This is a genomic window from Ancylobacter sonchi, assembly GCF_018390695.1.
GTDB lineage: Bacteria > Pseudomonadota > Alphaproteobacteria > Rhizobiales > Xanthobacteraceae > Ancylobacter > Ancylobacter sonchi.
Genome location: NZ_JAHBGF010000003.1, coordinates 145249 through 162492, shown reverse-complemented (window position 1 = coordinate 162492; position 17244 = coordinate 145249). Strand labels below are relative to the sequence as shown.

Here is a 17244-nt window from a genome sequence, read left to right as displayed (position 1 = left end):
TCAGAAGAGCGCCCTCGCCGCCACCCCGGCCGCCGCCAGCAACGGCGCGGGATAGACGAACAGCAGCAGGATGAACAGGCCGGAGACCGCCAGCACCGCCTTCAGTTCGGCCGGCATCGGCTCGAATGGGGTGGCCGGCTCGTCGAAATACATCACCTTGACGATGCGCAGATAGTAGAAGGCGCCCACCACGCTCGCCAGCACGCCGACCACCGCGAGCGTGTAGAGCCCGGCCTGGATCGCCGCGAGGAAGACGTAGTATTTGGCGAGGAAGCCGGCGAGCGGCGGGATGCCGGCCAGCGAGAACATCAGCGCCGCCAGCATGAACGCCTTCACCGGGCTGGTGCGGGCGAGGCCGGCGAGCTCGTCGTAGTTCTCCACCATGCCGTCCTTGCGGCGCATGGACAGGATGCAGGCGAAGGTGCCGAGCGTCATCGCCATGTACACGGTCATGTACACCAGCACGCCGCGCACGCCCTCCTCCGTGCCGGCGGCGAGGCCGACCAGCGCGTAGCCCATATGGCCGATGGAGGAATAGGCCATCAGGCGCTTGAGGTTCTTCTGGCCGATGGCGGCGAAGGCGCCGAGCACCATCGAGGCCAGCGAGATGAAGACGACGATCTGCTGCCACTGATGGGCGACGTTCGGCAGCGCTTCCAGCGAGAAGCGCACGAACACCGCGATGGCCGCGACCTTGGGCGCCGCGCCGAAGAAGGCGGTGACCGGGGTCGGAGCGCCCTCATAGACGTCCGGCGTCCACATGTGGAACGGCACCGCCGACACCTTGAAGGCGAGGCCGGCGAACATGAACACGATGCCGAAGATCAGGCCGAGCGAGGGCTCCTGCGCGGCCGCGGCGATCTTGGCGAAGTTCACCGAGCCGGTGAAGCCGTAGATCAGCGAGGCGCCGTAGAGCAGCATGCCGGAGGACAGCGCGCCGAGCACGAAGTACTTCAGGCCCGCCTCGGTGGAGCGCACCGAGTCCCGGTTGTTGGCGGCGATCACGTAGAGCGACAGGCTCATCAGCTCGAGGCCCATATAGAGGGCGATGAGGTCCCCGGCCGAGATCAGCATCATCATGCCGAGGGTCGAGAGCAGGATGAGCACCGCGAACTCGAAGCGGCTCTGCTTCTCGATCTTCAGCCAGTCCACCGACATGGCGAGCGCGCCCCCGGAGCCGAGCAGCGTCAGCACCTTGAGGAAGCGGCCATAGGCGTCGACCTGGAACGAGCCGCCGAACAGCGCCACCGGCTCGGAGGGGCCGAGCAGCACCAGCACTAGCGCCGCGAAAAGGGCGGCGAGCGCGAGGCCGTTCACCGTGTCGACCGATTTGGCGCCGGCGATGGCGCCGAACAGCACCAGGAACAGCGCCGCGAGCGCCAGCAGGATCTCGGGAAGCGCGGGGCCGAGCGCGGCAAGGGAGAAGGTCATCGGGCAGGCTCCGCGAGCATCAGGGGTCGGTTCAAGGCAGCCACCTCAGTACAGCGCCAGAGCGGCGGCCTTGGCCACGCCGGCGGCGACATCGGCGCGGGAGACGATCGCCTGCACGGCGACGTTGCACGCCTCCAGGATCGGCCCGGGCCAGACGCCGAACAGGATGGTGAAGAACAGCAGCGGCACCAGCGAGGCCAGTTCCCGGCGGTTGACGTCGAGAATGTCCTTCAGGCTCTCCTTCTCCAGCGGCCCGAAGATCACGCGCCGGTAGAGCCAGAGCGCATAGGCCGCCGAGAAGATGACGCCGGTGGCGGCGAAGAACGCCACCCAGCTGTTGCGGCCGAACGCCGCCAGCATGGTCAGGAACTCGCCGATGAAGCCGGAGGTGCCGGGCAGGCCGACATTCGCCATGGTGAACACCATGAAGAAGGTCGCGTAGACCGGCATGCGGTGGACGAGGCCGCCATAGGCGGCGATCTCGCGGGTGTGCATGCGGTCATAGACCACGCCGACGCACAGGAAGAGCGCGCCGGACACGAAGCCGTGGCTCACCATCTGGAACACCGCGCCCTGGATACCCTCCTGGGTCATGGTGAAGATGCCCATGGTGACGAAGCCCATATGCGCCACCGAGGAGTAGGCGATGAGCTTCTTGATGTCCTCCTGCATCAGCGCGACCAGCGAGGTGTAGATGATCGCCACCACGGAGAGCGTGTAGACGAGCGGCGCGAAATACAGCGACGCGTCGGGGAACATCGGGATCGAGAAGCGCAGGAAGCCGTAGCCGCCCATCTTCAGGAGGATGCCGGCCAGGATGACCGAGCCGGCGGTCGGCGCCTCGACGTGGGCGTCCGGCAGCCAGGTGTGCACCGGCCACATCGGCATCTTCACCGCGAAGGAGGCGAAGAAGGCCAGCCATAGCCAGGTCTGCATGCCCGCCGGGAAGCCGTGCGTCAGCAGCACGCGGATATCGGTGGTGCCGGCCTGCCAGTACATGGCCATGATGGCCAGCATCATCAGCACCGAGCCGGCGAGCGTGTAGAGGAAGAACTTGAAGGTGGCGTAGATGCGCCGCTTGCCGCCCCAGATGCCGATGATGAGGAACATCGGGATCAGGCCGCCTTCGAAGAAGATGTAGAACTGCAGCAGGTCCAGCGACGAGAAGGTGCCGATCATCAGCGTCTCGAGCGCCAGGAAGCAGATCATGTACTCCTTGACGCGCACATGGATCGACTCCCAGCTCGCCAGGATGCACATCGGCATCAGCAGCGTGGTGAGCAGCACGAAGGGCATGGAGATGCCGTCGACGCCCATGCGATAGGCGGCGATGTCGCCGAGCCAGGCACGGTTCTCCTGGAACTGGAAGTCGGTGCTCGACGGGTCGAAGCCGAACAGCAGCAGCAGCGAGATGAGGAAGGTGACGAGGGTCGCCCACAGCGCGACCCAGCGGGCGTTGCGCTGCGCGACCTCGTCGTCGCCGCGGATCATCAGCACGATCAGCAGCGCGCCGACGACCGGCAGGAAGGTCACGACCGAAAGAATGGGCCAGTCGTACATCAGTGCGCGCCCCCGAACATGAACCAGGTGATCAGGGCGGCGACGCCGACCAGCATCACGAACGCATAGTGGTAGAGATAGCCGGTCTGCAGCTGGACGACGCGGTTGGTGACGTCGATCACCCGGGCCGAGATGCCGTTCGGCCCCCAGCCGTCGATGACGCGCCCGTCACCCTGCTTCCACAGGAAGCGGCCGAGCCACATGGTCGGACGGACGAACAGGAAGTCGTACAGCTCGTCGAAGTACCACTTGTTGAGCAGGAAGCGGTACAGCACGTCGTTCTGCTTCGCGAGCGCCCTCGGCACCGCCGGATTGACGATGTACATCCAGTAGGCGACCACGAAGCCACCCACCATCATCACCGTCGGCGACCACTTGGCCCAGGCCGGGATGTGATGGATCTCCTCGAGGATCTTGTTGTCCGGCCCGAAGAACAGGGACTCGCGGAAGAAGTGCTCGACGTCGTGCCCGACGAAATACGGGTAGAGGATCATACCGGCGAAGAGGGCGCCGATCGACAGCACGCCAAGCGGGATCAGCATGGTGAGCGGCGATTCATGCGCGTGCTCGTAGTGATGGTGGTCGTGCGGATGGCCATGGAAGGTCATGAACATCTGCCGCCACGTGTAGAACGAGGTCAGCGCCGCCGCCGCCACCGTCATCACGAAGGCATAGGTGTGGACCGGGCTGTGGCTCATGAACGCGGTCTCGATGATCGCGTCCTTCGAGAAATAGCCGGCGGTGAAGGGGAACCCGGTCAGCGCGAGGCCGCCAATCAGCATGGTGGCGTAGGTGAACGGGATCTTCCGCCACAGGCCACCCATGTGCCGCATGTCCTGCTCGTGGTGCATCGCATGGATGACCGAGCCGGCCGCGAGGAACAGGAGCGCCTTGAAGAAGCCGTGCGTGAGAAGGTGGAACACGCCGACCGAATAGGCCCCGGCGCCCAGCGCGGTGAACATGTAGCCGAGCTGCGAGCAGGTCGAATAGGCGATGACGCGCTTGATGTCGTTCTGCACGCAGCCGACCGTCGCCGCGAAGATCGCAGTGGAGGCGCCGAAGAACATCACCACGTTGAGCGCGGTCTGCGACAGCTCGAACAGCGGCGACAGGCGGGCCACCATGAACACGCCGGCGGTCACCATGGTCGCGGCGTGAATCAGCGCCGACACCGGGGTCGGGCCTTCCATCGCGTCCGGCAGCCAGGTGTGCAGGCCGAGCTGCGCCGACTTGCCCATGGCGCCGACGAACAGCAGTAGGCAGATGATGGTCGGGGCGTGCCAGTCGATGCCGATGAAGTGGATGGACTTGTCCATCAGCGACGGCGCCGTGGCGAACACCTCCTCGAAGGCGACCGAGCCGGTCATCATGAAGACGGCGAAGATGCCCAGCGCGAAGCCGAAGTCGCCGACGCGGTTGACGATGAACGCCTTCATGGCTGCGGCGCAGGCCGACGGCTTGTCGTACCAGAACCCGATCAGCAGGTAGGAGGCGAGGCCGACGCCCTCCCAGCCGAAGAACAGCTGGACGAGGTTGTCCGCCGTCACCAGCATCAGCATGGCGAAGGTGAACAGCGACAGATAGGCGAAGAAGCGCGGCCGGCTCGGATCCTCATGCATGTACCCCATCGAATAGAGGTGCACGAGCGAGGAGACGGTGGTGACCAGGATGAGCATCACCGCGGTGAGCGTGTCGACGCGCAGCGCCCATTTCACATCGAGATGGCCGGACGCCATCCAGGTGAAGATCTCGACCGTGCCGCCCCCGCCGCCGAAGGCGGTCTGGAAGAACACGATCCAGGCCAGCAGCGCCGAAACGAACAGGAAGCCGGTGGTGATGAGCTCGGAGGCACGCGCGCCGATGGCCCGGCCGAACAGCCCCGCGATCAGGAAGCCTGCAAGCGGGAGGAAGACGATCGCCTGATACATGCTCGGGTCTCCCTCAACCCTTCATCGTGTTGATGTCTTCGACGGCGATCGAACCGCGATTGCGGAAGAACACCACGAGGATGGCGAGGCCGATGGCTGCCTCGGCGGCAGCCACCGTCAGCACGAACAGCGCGAAGATCTGTCCGGTGATATTGCCGAGGAAAACCGAGAAGGCCACGAAGTTGATGTTCACCGACAGCAGGATCAGCTCGATCGACATCAGGATGACGATCACGTTCTTCCGGTTGAGGAAGATGCCGAGCGTGCCGAGCGTGAACAGGATCGCCGCCACGGTCAGATAGTGGGGAAGACCGATGACCATGGCTCAGAGCCCCTTGCCCGACGGCACCTTGACGACGTCCATCGCCATTTTCTTGGTGCGCGCATTCTGCACCGGAATGCTCTGGCGCTTGACGTTCGGCTTGTGGCGCAGGGTCAGCACGATGGCGCCGATCATCGCCACCAGCAGGATCATCGCCGCCGCCTGGAAGAAATACACATAGTCGGTGTAGAGCACCCGGCCGATCTGCACCGCGTTGGTGACGTCGGATGGCCCCGCCGCCACCGCGCCGGTGACGCCCTGGCCGAACGTCCAGGAGCCGAACACCAGCACCAGCTCGGCGAGGAAGACGAGGCCGATCAGCACGCCCACCGGCAGGTACTGCAGGAAGCCCTGGCGCAGCTCGACGAAGTCGACATCGAGCATCATCACCACGAACAGGAACAGCACCGCCACCGCGCCGACATAGACGACCACCAGCAGCATGGCGAGGTATTCGGCGCCGATCAGGATGAACAGCCCCGCCGCGTTGACGAAGGTGAGGATCAGGAACAGCACCGAATGCACCGGGTTGCGCGAGGCGATGACCATGAAGGCCGAGGCCACCGCCACACCGGCGAAGAGATAGAAGAACAGCGCGGCAAGGCTCATGCCCGGCACTCCCTGAAATTTCCGGCCGTGCCACCGGCCGCCGCGCGAACGCCCATTCCCGTCACGTCGATCACCTTGTCGTCTCCCGCCGCTCAGCGATACGGAGCATCGAGCGCCATGTTGCGCGCGATCTCGCGTTCCCAGCGGTCGCCATTGGCGAGCAGCTTGGCCTTGTCGTAGTAGAGTTCCTCGCGCGTCTCGGTGGCGAACTCGAAGTTCGGCCCCTCGACGATGGCATCAACCGGGCACGCCTCCTGGCAGAAGCCGCAATAGATGCACTTCACCATGTCGATGTCGTAACGCGTGGTGCGGCGCGTGCCGTCGTTGCGGCGCGGACCGGCCTCGATGGTGATGGCCTGCGCCGGGCAGATCGCCTCGCACAGCTTGCAGGCGATGCAGCGCTCTTCACCGTTCGGATAGCGGCGCAGCGCGTGCTCGCCGCGGAAGCGCGGGCTCACCGGCCCCTTCTCGAAGGGATAGTTCAGCGTCGCCTTCGGCTTGAAGAAGTAGCGCATCGCCAGGAAGAACGCCGAGACGAACTCGGTGAGCAGCAGCTGGCGCGCCGCCAGATCCAACCTCATGTCGCTCTCCTCACTCCGCCATCGCCGCGGCGAGCCCAAAGCCCAGCAGCGGCATCGAGACGGCGAACACCCGGATCACCGTCTTCCACCAGGAAATCACACCCTCAAGCTGATCACGGCTCAGCTTGCGGGCCTCTCGCGAGCCGCGGATCGATGTTTCCATCAGCCGCGGCAGTAGGAACCATTCGAGCACGCCGATCAGCAGACCGATCAGCGCTCCCATCCAGGCGACGGCTGAGGCTTCGAAAAGCCCGGCCAGCGTCCCCTCGCTCATGTCAGCCTCCGGCACCCGGCGCCAGGCCGGTGAAATGCAGCACCGACGCCACCAGCACCACCATCGCCAGCGAGATCGGCAGGAACACTTTCCAGCCCAGGCGCATCAGTTGATCGTAGCGGTAACGTGGCACCATGGCCTTGACCATGGCGAACATGAAGAAGACCAGCAGTACCTTGAGCAGGAACCACACGATCCCCGGCACCCAGGTGAAGGGCGCAATCGGGAAGGGCGGCAGCCAGCCACCCATGAACAGGATCGTGGTCAGCGCGCACATGGTCATGATCGCCACGTACTCACCCAGCATGAACATCATGTAGGGTGTCGAGCCGTATTCCACCATGAAGCCGGCGACCAGTTCGGATTCCGCCTCGCCAAGATCGAAGGGCGGGCGGTTCGTCTCGGCCAGCGCCGAGATGAAGAAGATCACGAACATCGGGAACAGCGGCAGCCAGTACCAGCCGAACATGCCCAGCGAGCCGTTCTGCGCCTCGACGATCGCCGACAGGTTCAGCGAGCCGGCGCACATCAGCACGGTGACGATGACGAAGCCGATCGAGACCTCGTAGGACACCATCTGCGCCGCCGCGCGCAGCGCCGACAGGAAGGGGTACTTCGAGTTCGACGCCCAGCCGGCCATGATCACGCCGTAGATGCCGAGCGAGGAGATGGCGAAGATATAGAGCACGCCGACATTGATATCGGCGACCACCCAGCCGGCGCTGATCGGCATCACCGCCCAGGCGGCGAGCGCCAGCATGCAGGTGACGAAGGGCGCCAGCAGGAACAGGCCCTTGTTGGACCCGTCCGGTATCACCGGCTCCTTCAGCACGAACTTGATCAGGTCGGCGAAGGACTGGAACAGGCCGAAGGGCCCGACCACGTTGGGGCCGCGGCGCAGCTGCACCGCCGCCCAGATCTTGCGGTCGGCCAGCAGCACATAGGCGACGATGATCAGCAGGCCGACCAGCAGCCCGAGGCTCTGGGCGACGATGATCAGGACGTGGATGAGGGTGTCGAACCAGGTGGTGGTCACGGTCTCGGTCATGCTCCCCTCCCCCTCACTCGGCCGCCGCCGCGAGGCGGTTCTGGGCGAGCGCGGAGCATTCCGCCATCACGGCGGAGGCACGGGCGATCGGATTGGTGAGGTAGAACGCGGTCACCGCGGCGTGGAACGGCGCGCTCGCCGTCTCCCCGCCCCTGGCGCCGAGATCGATGACCGCCTGCGCGTCGGCCGGCTCGACATGGTCGATGCGGGCGAGATGCGGATGGGCGGCGTAGAGCGCGGCGCGCAGCTGGCCGAGGCTGTCGAAAGGCAGCTTCTTGCCGAGCACGTCGGAGAGCGCCCGCAGGATCGCCCATTCCTCGCGCGCCTCGCCCGGCGGGAAGGCCGCGCGGTTGGCGATCTGCGCCCGCCCCTCGGTGTTCACATAGGTGCCGGACTTCTCGGTATAGGCGGCGCCCGGCAGGATGACGTCGGCGCGATGGGCGCCGCGATCACCATGGGTGCCGATATAGACCACGAAGGCCCCCGGAGCGATGTCGATCTCGTCGGCGCCGAGCGCGAAGATCACCTCGGCCCCGCCCGGATTGGTCATCGCCACCGCGTCGAGGCCGCCGGCGCCGGGCACCGCGCCGACATCGAGCGCGCCGACGCGCGAGGCCGCCGTGTGCAGCACGGAGAAGCCGTTCCAGCCGTCCTTCACCGCGCCGACCGCCACCGCGAGCCGCGCGGCGAGCGCCAGCACCGCCGCGCCGTCCGGCCGGGAAAGCGCGCCCTGGCCGATGAGGATCAGCGGGTTCTTGGCGTTCTTCAGCGTCTCGGCGAAGGTGCCGCTGCCGACGAGGTCGGCCAGCGTATCGGTGCCGGCGCCGAGATAGTCATAGCCATAGGTCAGGTCGACCGCCTCGCCGATCAGCCCGATCGGGAAATTGCCGTGCAGCCAGCGCTTGCGGATCCGGGCATTGAGCACCGAGGCCTCAAGGCGCGGATTGGCGCCGACGATCAACAGCGCATCGGCCTGCTCGATGCCGGCGATGGTCGCGTTGAACAGGTAGGAGGCGCGGCCGAGCGCCGGGTCGAGCTTGGTCCCGTCCTGCCGGCAGTCGATATTGGCCGAGCCCAGCGCGGTCAGCAGCTGCTTCAGCGCGAACACTTCCTCCACCGAGGCCACATCGCCGACGAGGCCGCCGATGCGGTTGCCCGGCACGCCCTTCACCTTGGCGGCGATGGCGGCGAAGGCTTCCGGCCAGCCCGCCGGACGCAGCTTGCCGCCGACGCGCACATAGGGGCGGTCGAGGCGCTGGGTCTTCAGGCCGTCCCAGATGTAGCGGGTCTTGTCGGAGATCCACTCCTCGTTCACGTCCTCGTTGAGACGCGGCAGGATGCGCATCACCTCGCGGCCGCGCGTGTCGACGCGGATGTTGGAGCCGACCGCGTCCATCACGTCGATGGATTCGGTCTTCACCAGCTCCCACGGACGGGCGTGATAGGCATAGGGACGCTGGGTCAGCGCGCCGACCGGGCAGAGGTCGACCACGTTGCCCTGCAATTCGGAGGAGAGCGCCGCCTCGAGATAGGTGGTGATCTCCATGTCCTCGCCGCGGCCGATGGCGCCGAGCTCGGAGACGCCGGCCACCTCGGTGGTGAAGCGGACGCAGCGCGTGCACTGGATGCAGCGCGTCATCGAGGTCTTCACCAGCGGGCCGATATACTTATCCTCGACCGCGCGCTTGTTCTCGGCGTAGCGGGAGGTGTCCACGCCATAGGCCATGGCCTGGTCCTGCAGGTCACACTCGCCGCCCTGGTCGCAGATCGGGCAGTCCAGCGGGTGGTTGATGAGCAGGAACTCCATCACCCCTTCGCGCGCCTTCTTGACCATCGGGCTCTTGGTGAGCACCACGGGGGGCTCGCCATTCGGGCCCGGGCGCAGGTCGCGCACGCTCATGGCGCAGCTCGCCTGCGGCTTGGGCGGACCACCCTTCACCTCGACGAGGCACATGCGGCAATTGCCGGCGATGGACAGCCGTTCATGGAAGCAGAAGCGCGGAATTTCGGCGCCCGCCGCCTCGCACGCCTGCAACAGCGTGTATTCGGCGGGGACTTCGACCTCGATGTCGTCGACGATGAGCTTGGCCATCAGTTCGCCTCATGCGCTGCGCGATACGCCGCCAGCATGTCCGTCACGAGAATTCCATCGATCCGCAGGCCGTCGAGCCGGCATTCCGAGATCGACACGCCGACGAGGTCGGCATGCGTGATGCGCGCGCCCGACACATTCGCGCGCTCCAGCGTGAGACCGGAGAAATTGACGTTCTTCACCGACCAGCCCGACATGTTGACGTCATCGAAGCGCGCGCCGGACAGATTGACGTTGACGAACACCGAACCCGACAAATTGACGTCATTTGCATCAATCAGCTCGACGCTTTTGCGAAGCTCCATCCTCATCACTCCGCCGCCACCGGCACCGGATCGGAATGGGGGTTCGCCGAATACTGGTCGATCCGCTTCTCGATCTCGGGACGGAAATGCCGGATCAGGCCCTGCACCGGCCACGCGGCGGCGTCGCCGAGCGCGCAGATGGTGTGACCCTCGATCTGGGTGGTGACCTGCAACAGGAGGTCGATCTCGCGCTTCTGGGCGCGGCCCTCCGCCATGCGGTCCATCACCCGCCACATCCAGCCGGTGCCTTCGCGGCAGGGCGTGCACTGGCCGCAGCTCTCGTGCCGGAAGAAGTAGGAGATGCGGGCGATGGCGCGGATGATGTCGGTCTGCTTGTCCATCACCAGCACGCCGGCGGTGCCGAACGAGGACTTCGCGGCGCGGCAGCCGTCGAAGTCCATGATCAGCTCCTCGCAGTCCGCCGCCGGGATCACCGGGCAGGACGCGCCGCCGGGGATGATGGCGAGCAGATTGTCCCAGCCGCCGCGCACCCCGCCGCCGTGCTTGTCGATAAGCTCCTTGAACGGAATGCCCATAGCCTCTTCGACGATGCAGGGCGTGTTCACGTGACCGGAAATGCCGAACAGCTTGGAGCCGACATTGTTGGCGCGGCCGATGCCGGAGAACCATGCCGGACCGCGACGCAGGATGGTCGGCGCCACCGCGATGGATTCGACGTTGTTCACCGTGGTCGGGCAGCCATAGAGGCCGACATTGGCCGGGAACGGCGGCTTGAGGCGCGGCTGGCCCTTCTTGCCTTCCAGGCTCTCGATCAGCGCGGTCTCTTCGCCGCAGATATAGGCGCCGGCGCCATGGTGGACGACGATGTCGAAGTCCCAGCCATGCACGTTGTTCTTGCCGATCAGCTTGGCCTCATAGGCCTGGTCGACCGCCGCCTGGAGACGCTCGCGCTCGAGGATGAACTCGCCGCGCACATAGATATAGGCGGCGTGCGCGCCCATGGCGAAGCCGGCGATCAGGCAGCCCTCGACCAGGTGATGCGGGTCGTGGCGCAGGATCTCTCGGTCCTTGCAGGTACCGGGCTCGGATTCGTCGGCGTTGACGACGAGGTAGTGCGGGCGCCCGTCCGACTGCTTGGGCATGAACGACCATTTCAGGCCGGTGGGAAAGCCCGCCCCGCCACGGCCGCGCAGGCCGGACGCCTTCATCTGGTCGATGATCCAGTCGCGGCCGGCATCGAGGATGGTCCGGGTGCCGTCCCATGAGCCACGCTTCAGCGCGCCCGGCAGGCCCCAGTCCTGGTAGCCGTAGATGTTGGTGAAGATGCGATCCTTGTCGGCCAGCATGGGTCGCTCCTCAGTTCGACTTCGGCGCGTCGGGCTTCGCCGGGGCGGCGGGCGGCTCGACGGGCTTGGGCTGCGCGGCGGCGGCCTCGCGGGCGGCGATCGCCTCGCGCGCGGCGGCGAGGCCCACACCCTTGCCGACCATCGAGCCGTCATACAGCTCCGGCGAGGTCAGCACGCGAAGACCGGTGACCGGCTCGGAACTCTTGCGGCCGTTCTGCGGGCCGACGGCCGGCTTCTCGCCGCGCTCGAAGGCGTCGATGATGCCTTCGAGGATCTCCGGGGTCAGGTCCTCGAACACCTCGTTCACCACCTGCACCATCGGCGCGTTCACGCAGGCGCCGGCGCATTCGACCTCTTCCCACGACAGCGAGCCGCTCTCGTTGAGGTGGAAGGGCTCGGGATGGATCTTCTTCTTGCAGACCTTCATCAGGTCGCCGGCGCCCTTCAGCATGCAGGGCGTGGTGCCGCAGACCTGGATATGCGCCTTCTTGCCGACCGGCAGCAGCTGGAACTGCGTGTAGAAGGTGGCGACCTCGTAGACGCGGATCGGCGCCATGCCGAGCATCTCGCCGATATAGCGCATCGCCGGTTCCGACACCCAGCCATCCGCCTGCTCCTGCGCGCGCATGAGCAGCGGGATCACCGCGCTGGCCTGCCGGCCAGCCGGATATTTGGCGATGGTCTTTTCCGCCCAAGCCAGATTCTCCGCCGTGAAGGCGAAGCTCTCGGGCTGCAATTCCTTGGGCGCAAGCCTACGGACCGACATGCCGTACCCTTCCGATCGAACCCCTGAGCCTGCGGCTCAGCGGTCCACTTCCCCGAACACGATATCCAGCGACCCGAGGATCGCCGAAACGTCCGCGAGCATGTAGCCGCGGCACATGAAATCCATCGATTGAAGATGGGCGAAGCCTGGCGCGCGAATCTTGCAGCGATAGGGCTTGTTGGTGCCGTCCGACACCAGATAGACACCGAATTCGCCCTTGGGCGCTTCCACTGCGGCGTAGACTTCGCCGGCCGGGACATGGAAGCCTTCGGTATAGAGCTTGAAGTGATGGATGAGCGCTTCCATCGAGCGCTTCATCTCGCCGCGCTTGGGCGCGACGATCTTGTTGTCGACCGCCGAGACCGGGCCGGTCTCGTTGAGGAGACGCTGACAGCACTGGCGCATGATGTACGCCGACTGCCGCATCTCCTCCATGCGAATACAGTAGCGATCGTAATTGTCGCAGTTCTTGCCGATCGGAATGTCGAATTCCAGTTCGTCATAGCACTCGTAGGGCTGCGACTTGCGCAGGTCCCAGGCCGCGCCGGAGCCGCGCACCATCACGCCGGAGAAACCCCAGGCGAAGGCGTCCTCCAGCGACACGATGCCGATGTCGACATTGCGCTGCTTGAAGATGCGGTTGTCGGTGAGCAGGCCCTCGAGGTCGTCGCAGACCTTCAGGAACGGATCGATCCAGTCGAGAATGTCCTGCACCAGCTGACGCGGCAGGTCCTGGTGGACGCCGCCGGGACGGAAATAGGCGGCGTGCATCCGGCTTCCCGAGGCGCGCTCGTAGAAGACCATCAGCTTTTCGCGCTCCTCGAAGCCCCACAGCGGCGGGGTGAGCGCGCCGACGTCCATCGCCTGCGTCGTCACGTTGAGCATATGCGACAGGATGCGGCCGATCTCGGAATAGAGCACGCGGATCAGCTGGCCGCGCTTGGGCACCGTCACCCCGAGCAGCCGCTCGACGGCGAGGCAGAAGGCGTGCTCCTGGTTCATCGGCGCGACATAGTCGAGCCGGTCGAAATAGGGCATCGCCTGGGTGTAGGTCTTGGTCTCGATCAGCTTCTCGGTGCCGCGATGCAGCAGGCCGATATGCGGGTCGACACGCTCAACGATCTCGCCGTCAAGCTCCAGCACGAGACGCAAAACACCATGCGCGGCAGGATGTTGCGGGCCGAAGTTAATCTGGAAGTTGCGGACGTTCGGATCGGTCGTCTTGGCGGATGTCGTGCTGACAGCGGCGTTCATGGTCTCGTCACTCCGCCTCAACCGGCCTTGGGGGCAGAAGCCTTCTCGTCGCCCGGGAGCACGTAGTCGGGCCCCTCCCACGGCGACAGGAAGTCGAAATTGCGGAACTCCTGCGCGAGCTTCACCGGCTCGTAGACGACGCGCTTGCGCTCGTCGTCATAGCGCACCTCGACGAAGCCCGTGGTCGGGAAGTCCTTGCGCAGCGGATAGCCGTCGAAGCCGTAATCGGTGAGCAGGCGCCGCAGCTCCGGGTGGCCGGAGAACAGGATGCCGTACATGTCGTAGGCTTCGCGCTCGAACCACAGCGCCCCGGCGAATACCGAGGTCGCCGACGGCACCGGCGTGGTCTCGTCGGTCTCGGCCTTCACCCGGATGCGGGCGTTCAGCGTCGGCGACAGCAAGTGGTAGACGACGTCGAAGCGCTTCTCGCGCTTCGGCCAGTCGACACCGCAAATGTCGATGAAGCTGACAAACCGGCAGGACGGGTCGTCGCGCAGGAAGGTCAGCACCTTCACCACCTCGGCGCCCGGCACCGTCACGGTGAGCTCGCCATAGGCGACGACGATCTCGTCGATCGCATCCGGCAACGCCTCGGCGATGTGCGCCCCAAGCTCTCTCAGCGTCTCGTCCATGTCTTACCCGTCTTGCCCGCTCTCTCGCGCCCGGCGTCGGTCGTTCGGCGTTCGCAATAGTTCAGCGTTCGCAGTCGTTAGCGTTCTATGGTGCCGGTACGGCGGATCTTCTTCTGCAGCAGCAGCACGCCATACAGCAGCGCTTCCGCCGTCGGCGGGCAGCCCGGCACATAGATGTCGACCGGCACGATCCGGTCGCAGCCGCGCACCACCGAGTAGGAGTAGTGGTAGTAGCCGCCGCCATTGGCGCAGCTACCCATGGAGATGACGTAGCGCGGCTCCGGCATCTGGTCATAGACCTTGCGCAGGGCCGGAGCCATCTTGTTGGTCAGCGTGCCGGCGACGATCATCACGTCGGACTGGCGAGGCGAGGCGCGGGGCGCGAAGCCGAAGCGCTCCACGTCGTAGCGCGGCATGGAGACCTGCATCATCTCCACCGCGCAGCAGGCGAGGCCGAAGGTCATCCACATGAGCGAGCCGGTGCGCGCCCAGTTGATCAGTTCGTCGGTGGCGGTGACGAGGAAGCCCTTGTCGGCCAGCTCGTTGTTGACCTCGACGAAGAACGGATCGGTCGCGCCGATCGGCCGGCCGGTGTTCGGATCGATGATTCCCTTCGCCGCCGGAGCGACGAGGGGAGTGTTCGCGGCGCTCAATCCCATTCGAGCGCTCCCTTCTTCCATTCGTAGACAAAGCCGATGGTGAGCACGGCCAGGAAAATCATCATCGACCAGAAGCCGAAATTACCCAGCTCCCCGAAGGTGATGGCCCAGGGGAACAGGAAGGCGACCTCGAGATCGAAGATGATGAAGAGGATCGACACCAGATAGAAACGGACGTCGAACTTCATGCGCGCGTCGTCGAACGCATTGAAGCCACATTCATAGGCCGACATCTTCTCCGGATCGGGCCGGGAGAAGGCGACGATGAAGGGGGCCACCAGCAGGGCGATCCCGATGACGGCCGACACCCCGATGAAAATGACGACCGGCAGGTAATCCTGCAGCAAGCTACTCATGAGCCGCATCCTCCCCGGTGCGTGGGCGCCGTCCGGCGCGCAACCTCAGTTGCGAAATATTCAAAGCACAGGGCAGGCTTATCGCACCGTCCCAGAGAGGGCAAGGGCGTCGATGAGCGTTACGTAAGCCGTGGCATACAAAATTCACAGCCGACCCAACGTTCCCAACGGTTTACGCCGCATTGCGGCATCCTCTTGGTTCGTTGGGACAATATCGTGACACCAGACTTTCGTCTGATACCGCATGGAGAGGGGTGCGCTTGCCCCGCGCCACCCCCGCGACCGCCCCACCGCGGCACCCTTCCACCTCCGGTGAGTCTGCTCCTGGCCAGTGGCGATCCGACCCGGAATGCGCCAGAAACGGGTCGCGTCGGAGCTCCCGGCGCGGCAGCAGGAACAGGTGCCTCATGACCGACGACACGCCCGGCGGCGAACATTACGACTACATCATCGTCGGGGCCGGCTCGGCCGGCTGCGTGCTCGCCAACCGGCTCTCCGCCGACCCGCGCAGGCGCGTGCTGCTGCTGGAAGCCGGCGGGCGCGACAACTGGATCTGGTTCCACATCCCGGTCGGCTACCTGTTCGCCATCGGCAATCCCCGCGCCGACTGGATGTTCCGCACCGAGGCCGAGCCGGGCCTCAACGGCCGCGCCCTCGCCTATCCGCGCGGCAAGGTGGTCGGCGGCTGTTCCGCCATCAACGCGATGATCTACATGCGTGGCCAGGCCGGCGACTATGACGGCTGGCGACAGCTCGGGCTCGCCGGCTGGGGCTGGGACGACGTGCTGCCGATCTTCAAGAGCCACGAGGACCATTATCGCGGCGCCAGCGCCATGCACGGCGCCGGCGGCGAGTGGCGCGTCGAATTCCCGCGCCTCACCTGGCCGCTGCTCGACAAGGTGCGCGAGGCGGCGGCGCAGGACGGCATTCCTCCGATCGACGACTACAACACCGGCGACAATGAGGGCTCGGCCTATTTCCAGGTCAACCAGAAGCGCGGCCTGCGCTGGAGCGCCGCGCGAGGGTTCCTCAAGCCCGTCTTGAACCGGCCGAACCTCACCCTGCGCACCGGCTGCCTCACCGAGCGGGTGATTCTCGAGGGCCACCGCGCCGTCGGCATCGCCTACCGGCAGGACGGCGTCGCCCGCACCGCCCGCGCCCGTGGCGAGGTGATCCTCTCGGCCGGCGCCATCGGCTCGCCGCAGGTCCTCATGCTGTCGGGCATCGGCCCGGGTGCCGAACTGGCCGGTCACGGCATCGGTGTCGCCCTCGACCGGGCGGGCGTCGGCGCCAACCTTCAGGACCATCTGCAATTGCGGCTGATCTACAAGGTGCACGGCGCCCATACGCTCAACGAGCGCACCCACTCGCTCATCGGCAAGGCGTCGATGGCGCTGGAATACGCCCTGTTCCGGCGCGGGCCGCTCACCATGGCGCCGTCGCAGCTCGGCCTGTTCACCCGCTCGCGGCCGGACAGGGAGCGCGCCGACATCGAGTTCCACGTTCAGCCGCTGTCGCTCGGCAAGTTCGGCGAGAAGCTGCACCCCTTCCCCGCCTTCACCATGAGCGTGTGCAATCTGCGCCCGACCAGCCGCGGTGATGTGCGCCTCACCAGCGTCGACCCGGCGGCGGCTCCGGCGATTCGCCCGAACTACCTCGCGACAGAGGAAGACCGGCAGGTAGCCGCCGACAGCCTGCGCGTCGCCCGCCGCATCGTGAAGCGGCCGGCGCTGGCATCGCTCCGCCCGGAGGAGTTCCTGCCCGGCCCCTCGGTCGGCGACGACGAGGACAGCCTGGTCCGCGCCGCCGGCGAGATCGGCACCACCATCTTCCACCCGGTCGGCACCGCCAAGATGGGACTGCCGAGTGACCCGCTGGCGGTGGTCGACGAGCGGCTGCGGGTATTCGGCATCGAGGGGCTGAGGGTGGTCGACGCCTCGGTGATGCCGACCATCGTCTCCGGCAACACCGCCTCTCCCACCATGATGATCGCCGAGAAGGCGGCGGCGATGATCCGCGCCGACGCACGCTAGAGCCTGTTCTCGTCGCGAAGGCTGAAAGGCTTTCGCAACGAGAACAGGCGCCAGCGTATTGAATCCAGCCCCCGTCGCGGAGCGCCA

At 66.0% G+C, this 17244-nt stretch carries 17 protein-coding genes; 1 reads left to right on the top strand and 16 read right to left on the bottom strand.

Going from position 1 to position 17244, the window contains the following annotated elements:
- The 16 genes from nuoN to KHC28_RS00935 form a co-directional block, all read right to left on the bottom strand.
- A complete protein-coding gene (nuoN, locus tag KHC28_RS01010) occupies positions 1–1431 on the bottom strand; it encodes an NADH-quinone oxidoreductase subunit NuoN (RefSeq protein ID WP_214006480.1) in 1431 nt (476 codons plus the stop codon).
- A gap of 45 nt (positions 1432–1476) precedes the next feature.
- A complete protein-coding gene (locus KHC28_RS01005; RefSeq protein ID WP_214006479.1) occupies positions 1477–2991 on the bottom strand; it encodes an NADH-quinone oxidoreductase subunit M in 1515 nt (504 codons plus the stop codon).
- Positions 2991–4919: an NADH-quinone oxidoreductase subunit L gene (gene nuoL, locus KHC28_RS01000; RefSeq protein ID WP_214006478.1), complete on the bottom strand. Its 1929-nt coding sequence runs from the start codon at positions 4917–4919 to the stop codon at positions 2991–2993. Before nuoL ends, KHC28_RS01005 begins: the two co-directional genes overlap by 1 nt.
- Before the next feature lie 13 nt (positions 4920–4932).
- Positions 4933–5241: an NADH-quinone oxidoreductase subunit NuoK gene (gene nuoK / locus KHC28_RS00995; RefSeq protein ID WP_214006477.1), complete on the bottom strand. Its 309-nt coding sequence runs from the start codon at positions 5239–5241 to the stop codon at positions 4933–4935.
- A 3-nt stretch (positions 5242–5244) separates the two neighbouring features.
- The gene (locus tag KHC28_RS00990; protein WP_214006476.1) at positions 5245–5850 is read right to left on the bottom strand and encodes an NADH-quinone oxidoreductase subunit J; all 606 of its coding nucleotides are present in this window, start codon (positions 5848–5850) and stop codon (positions 5245–5247) included.
- Between the two features lie 92 nt (positions 5851–5942).
- Complete coding sequence (gene nuoI / locus KHC28_RS00985) at positions 5943–6431, bottom strand: NADH-quinone oxidoreductase subunit NuoI (protein ID WP_013166662.1); 489 nt, start codon at positions 6429–6431, stop codon at positions 5943–5945.
- 10 nt (positions 6432–6441) lie between these two features.
- Positions 6442–6705, bottom strand: coding sequence for a hypothetical protein (locus KHC28_RS00980; protein ID WP_214006475.1), 264 nt, complete (start codon positions 6703–6705; stop codon positions 6442–6444).
- 1 nt (position 6706) lies between these two features.
- Positions 6707–7753: an NADH-quinone oxidoreductase subunit NuoH gene (gene nuoH, locus KHC28_RS00975; protein ID WP_214006474.1), complete on the bottom strand. Its 1047-nt coding sequence runs from the start codon at positions 7751–7753 to the stop codon at positions 6707–6709.
- 13 nt (positions 7754–7766) lie between these two features.
- Positions 7767–9845, bottom strand: a complete 2079-nt coding sequence (nuoG, locus tag KHC28_RS00970) for an NADH-quinone oxidoreductase subunit NuoG (RefSeq protein WP_214006473.1) — start codon at positions 9843–9845, stop codon at positions 7767–7769.
- Entirely contained in the window at positions 9845–10150 is a 306-nt protein-coding gene (locus KHC28_RS00965; RefSeq protein WP_246564117.1) for a pentapeptide repeat-containing protein, read from the bottom strand. The genes nuoG and KHC28_RS00965 overlap by 1 nt, the downstream gene beginning before the upstream one ends.
- A gap of 5 nt (positions 10151–10155) precedes the next feature.
- A complete protein-coding gene (gene nuoF, locus KHC28_RS00960) occupies positions 10156–11457 on the bottom strand; it encodes an NADH-quinone oxidoreductase subunit NuoF (protein ID WP_214006471.1) in 1302 nt (433 codons plus the stop codon).
- Positions 11458–11467: 10 nt separating this feature from the next.
- Complete coding sequence (gene nuoE, locus KHC28_RS00955) at positions 11468–12223, bottom strand: NADH-quinone oxidoreductase subunit NuoE (protein ID WP_214006470.1); 756 nt, start codon at positions 12221–12223, stop codon at positions 11468–11470.
- 36 nt (positions 12224–12259) lie between these two features.
- Positions 12260–13477, bottom strand: a complete 1218-nt coding sequence (locus KHC28_RS00950) for an NADH-quinone oxidoreductase subunit D (RefSeq protein WP_214006469.1) — start codon at positions 13475–13477, stop codon at positions 12260–12262.
- Positions 13478–13494: 17 nt separating this feature from the next.
- Complete coding sequence (locus KHC28_RS00945; protein WP_214006468.1) at positions 13495–14109, bottom strand: NADH-quinone oxidoreductase subunit C; 615 nt, start codon at positions 14107–14109, stop codon at positions 13495–13497.
- Positions 14110–14186: 77 nt separating this feature from the next.
- Complete coding sequence (locus tag KHC28_RS00940; RefSeq protein ID WP_214006467.1) at positions 14187–14768, bottom strand: NuoB/complex I 20 kDa subunit family protein; 582 nt, start codon at positions 14766–14768, stop codon at positions 14187–14189.
- Positions 14759–15124 carry an NADH-quinone oxidoreductase subunit A gene (locus KHC28_RS00935; RefSeq protein ID WP_214006466.1) on the bottom strand — a complete coding sequence of 122 codons (366 nt, stop codon included), beginning with the start codon at positions 15122–15124 and terminating at the stop codon, positions 14759–14761. Before KHC28_RS00935 ends, KHC28_RS00940 begins: the two co-directional genes overlap by 10 nt.
- 407 nt (positions 15125–15531) lie before the next feature.
- Between KHC28_RS00935 and KHC28_RS00930 the strand changes: the two genes are divergently transcribed.
- Complete coding sequence (locus KHC28_RS00930) at positions 15532–17157, top strand: GMC family oxidoreductase (protein ID WP_214006465.1); 1626 nt, start codon at positions 15532–15534, stop codon at positions 17155–17157.
- The last annotated feature ends 87 nt before the right edge of the window (positions 17158–17244 follow it).

Bases quoted from the DNA above. Each gene is read 5' to 3' on its own strand.
- nuoK (WP_214006477.1), bottom strand. From the start codon at position 5,241: ATGGTCATCGGTCTTCCCCACTATCTGACCGTGGCGGCGATCCTGTTC.
- nuoH (WP_214006474.1), bottom strand. From the start codon at position 7,753: ATGACCGAGACCGTGACCACCACCTGGTTCGACACCCTCATCCACGTC.
- nuoI (WP_013166662.1), bottom strand. From the start codon at position 6,431: ATGAGGTTGGATCTGGCGGCGCGCCAGCTGCTGCTCACCGAGTTCGTC.
- KHC28_RS00945 (WP_214006468.1), bottom strand. From the start codon at position 14,109: ATGGACGAGACGCTGAGAGAGCTTGGGGCGCACATCGCCGAGGCGTTG.
- KHC28_RS00930 (WP_214006465.1), top strand. From the start codon at position 15,532: ATGACCGACGACACGCCCGGCGGCGAACATTACGACTACATCATCGTC.
- KHC28_RS00950 (WP_214006469.1), bottom strand. From the start codon at position 13,477: ATGAACGCCGCTGTCAGCACGACATCCGCCAAGACGACCGATCCGAAC.
- KHC28_RS00935 (WP_214006466.1), bottom strand. From the start codon at position 15,124: ATGAGTAGCTTGCTGCAGGATTACCTGCCGGTCGTCATTTTCATCGGG.
- nuoF (WP_214006471.1), bottom strand. From the start codon at position 11,457: ATGCTGGCCGACAAGGATCGCATCTTCACCAACATCTACGGCTACCAG.
- nuoE (WP_214006470.1), bottom strand. From the start codon at position 12,223: ATGTCGGTCCGTAGGCTTGCGCCCAAGGAATTGCAGCCCGAGAGCTTC.
- KHC28_RS00990 (WP_214006476.1), bottom strand. From the start codon at position 5,850: ATGAGCCTTGCCGCGCTGTTCTTCTATCTCTTCGCCGGTGTGGCGGTG.
- KHC28_RS01005 (WP_214006479.1), bottom strand. From the start codon at position 2,991: ATGTACGACTGGCCCATTCTTTCGGTCGTGACCTTCCTGCCGGTCGTC.
- nuoG (WP_214006473.1), bottom strand. From the start codon at position 9,845: ATGGCCAAGCTCATCGTCGACGACATCGAGGTCGAAGTCCCCGCCGAA.
- KHC28_RS00940 (WP_214006467.1), bottom strand. From the start codon at position 14,768: ATGGGATTGAGCGCCGCGAACACTCCCCTCGTCGCTCCGGCGGCGAAG.
- nuoL (WP_214006478.1), bottom strand. From the start codon at position 4,919: ATGTATCAGGCGATCGTCTTCCTCCCGCTTGCAGGCTTCCTGATCGCG.
- KHC28_RS00965 (WP_246564117.1), bottom strand. From the start codon at position 10,150: ATGGAGCTTCGCAAAAGCGTCGAGCTGATTGATGCAAATGACGTCAAT.
- nuoN (WP_214006480.1), bottom strand. From the start codon at position 1,431: ATGACCTTCTCCCTTGCCGCGCTCGGCCCCGCGCTTCCCGAGATCCTG.
- KHC28_RS00980 (WP_214006475.1), bottom strand. From the start codon at position 6,705: ATGAGCGAGGGGACGCTGGCCGGGCTTTTCGAAGCCTCAGCCGTCGCC.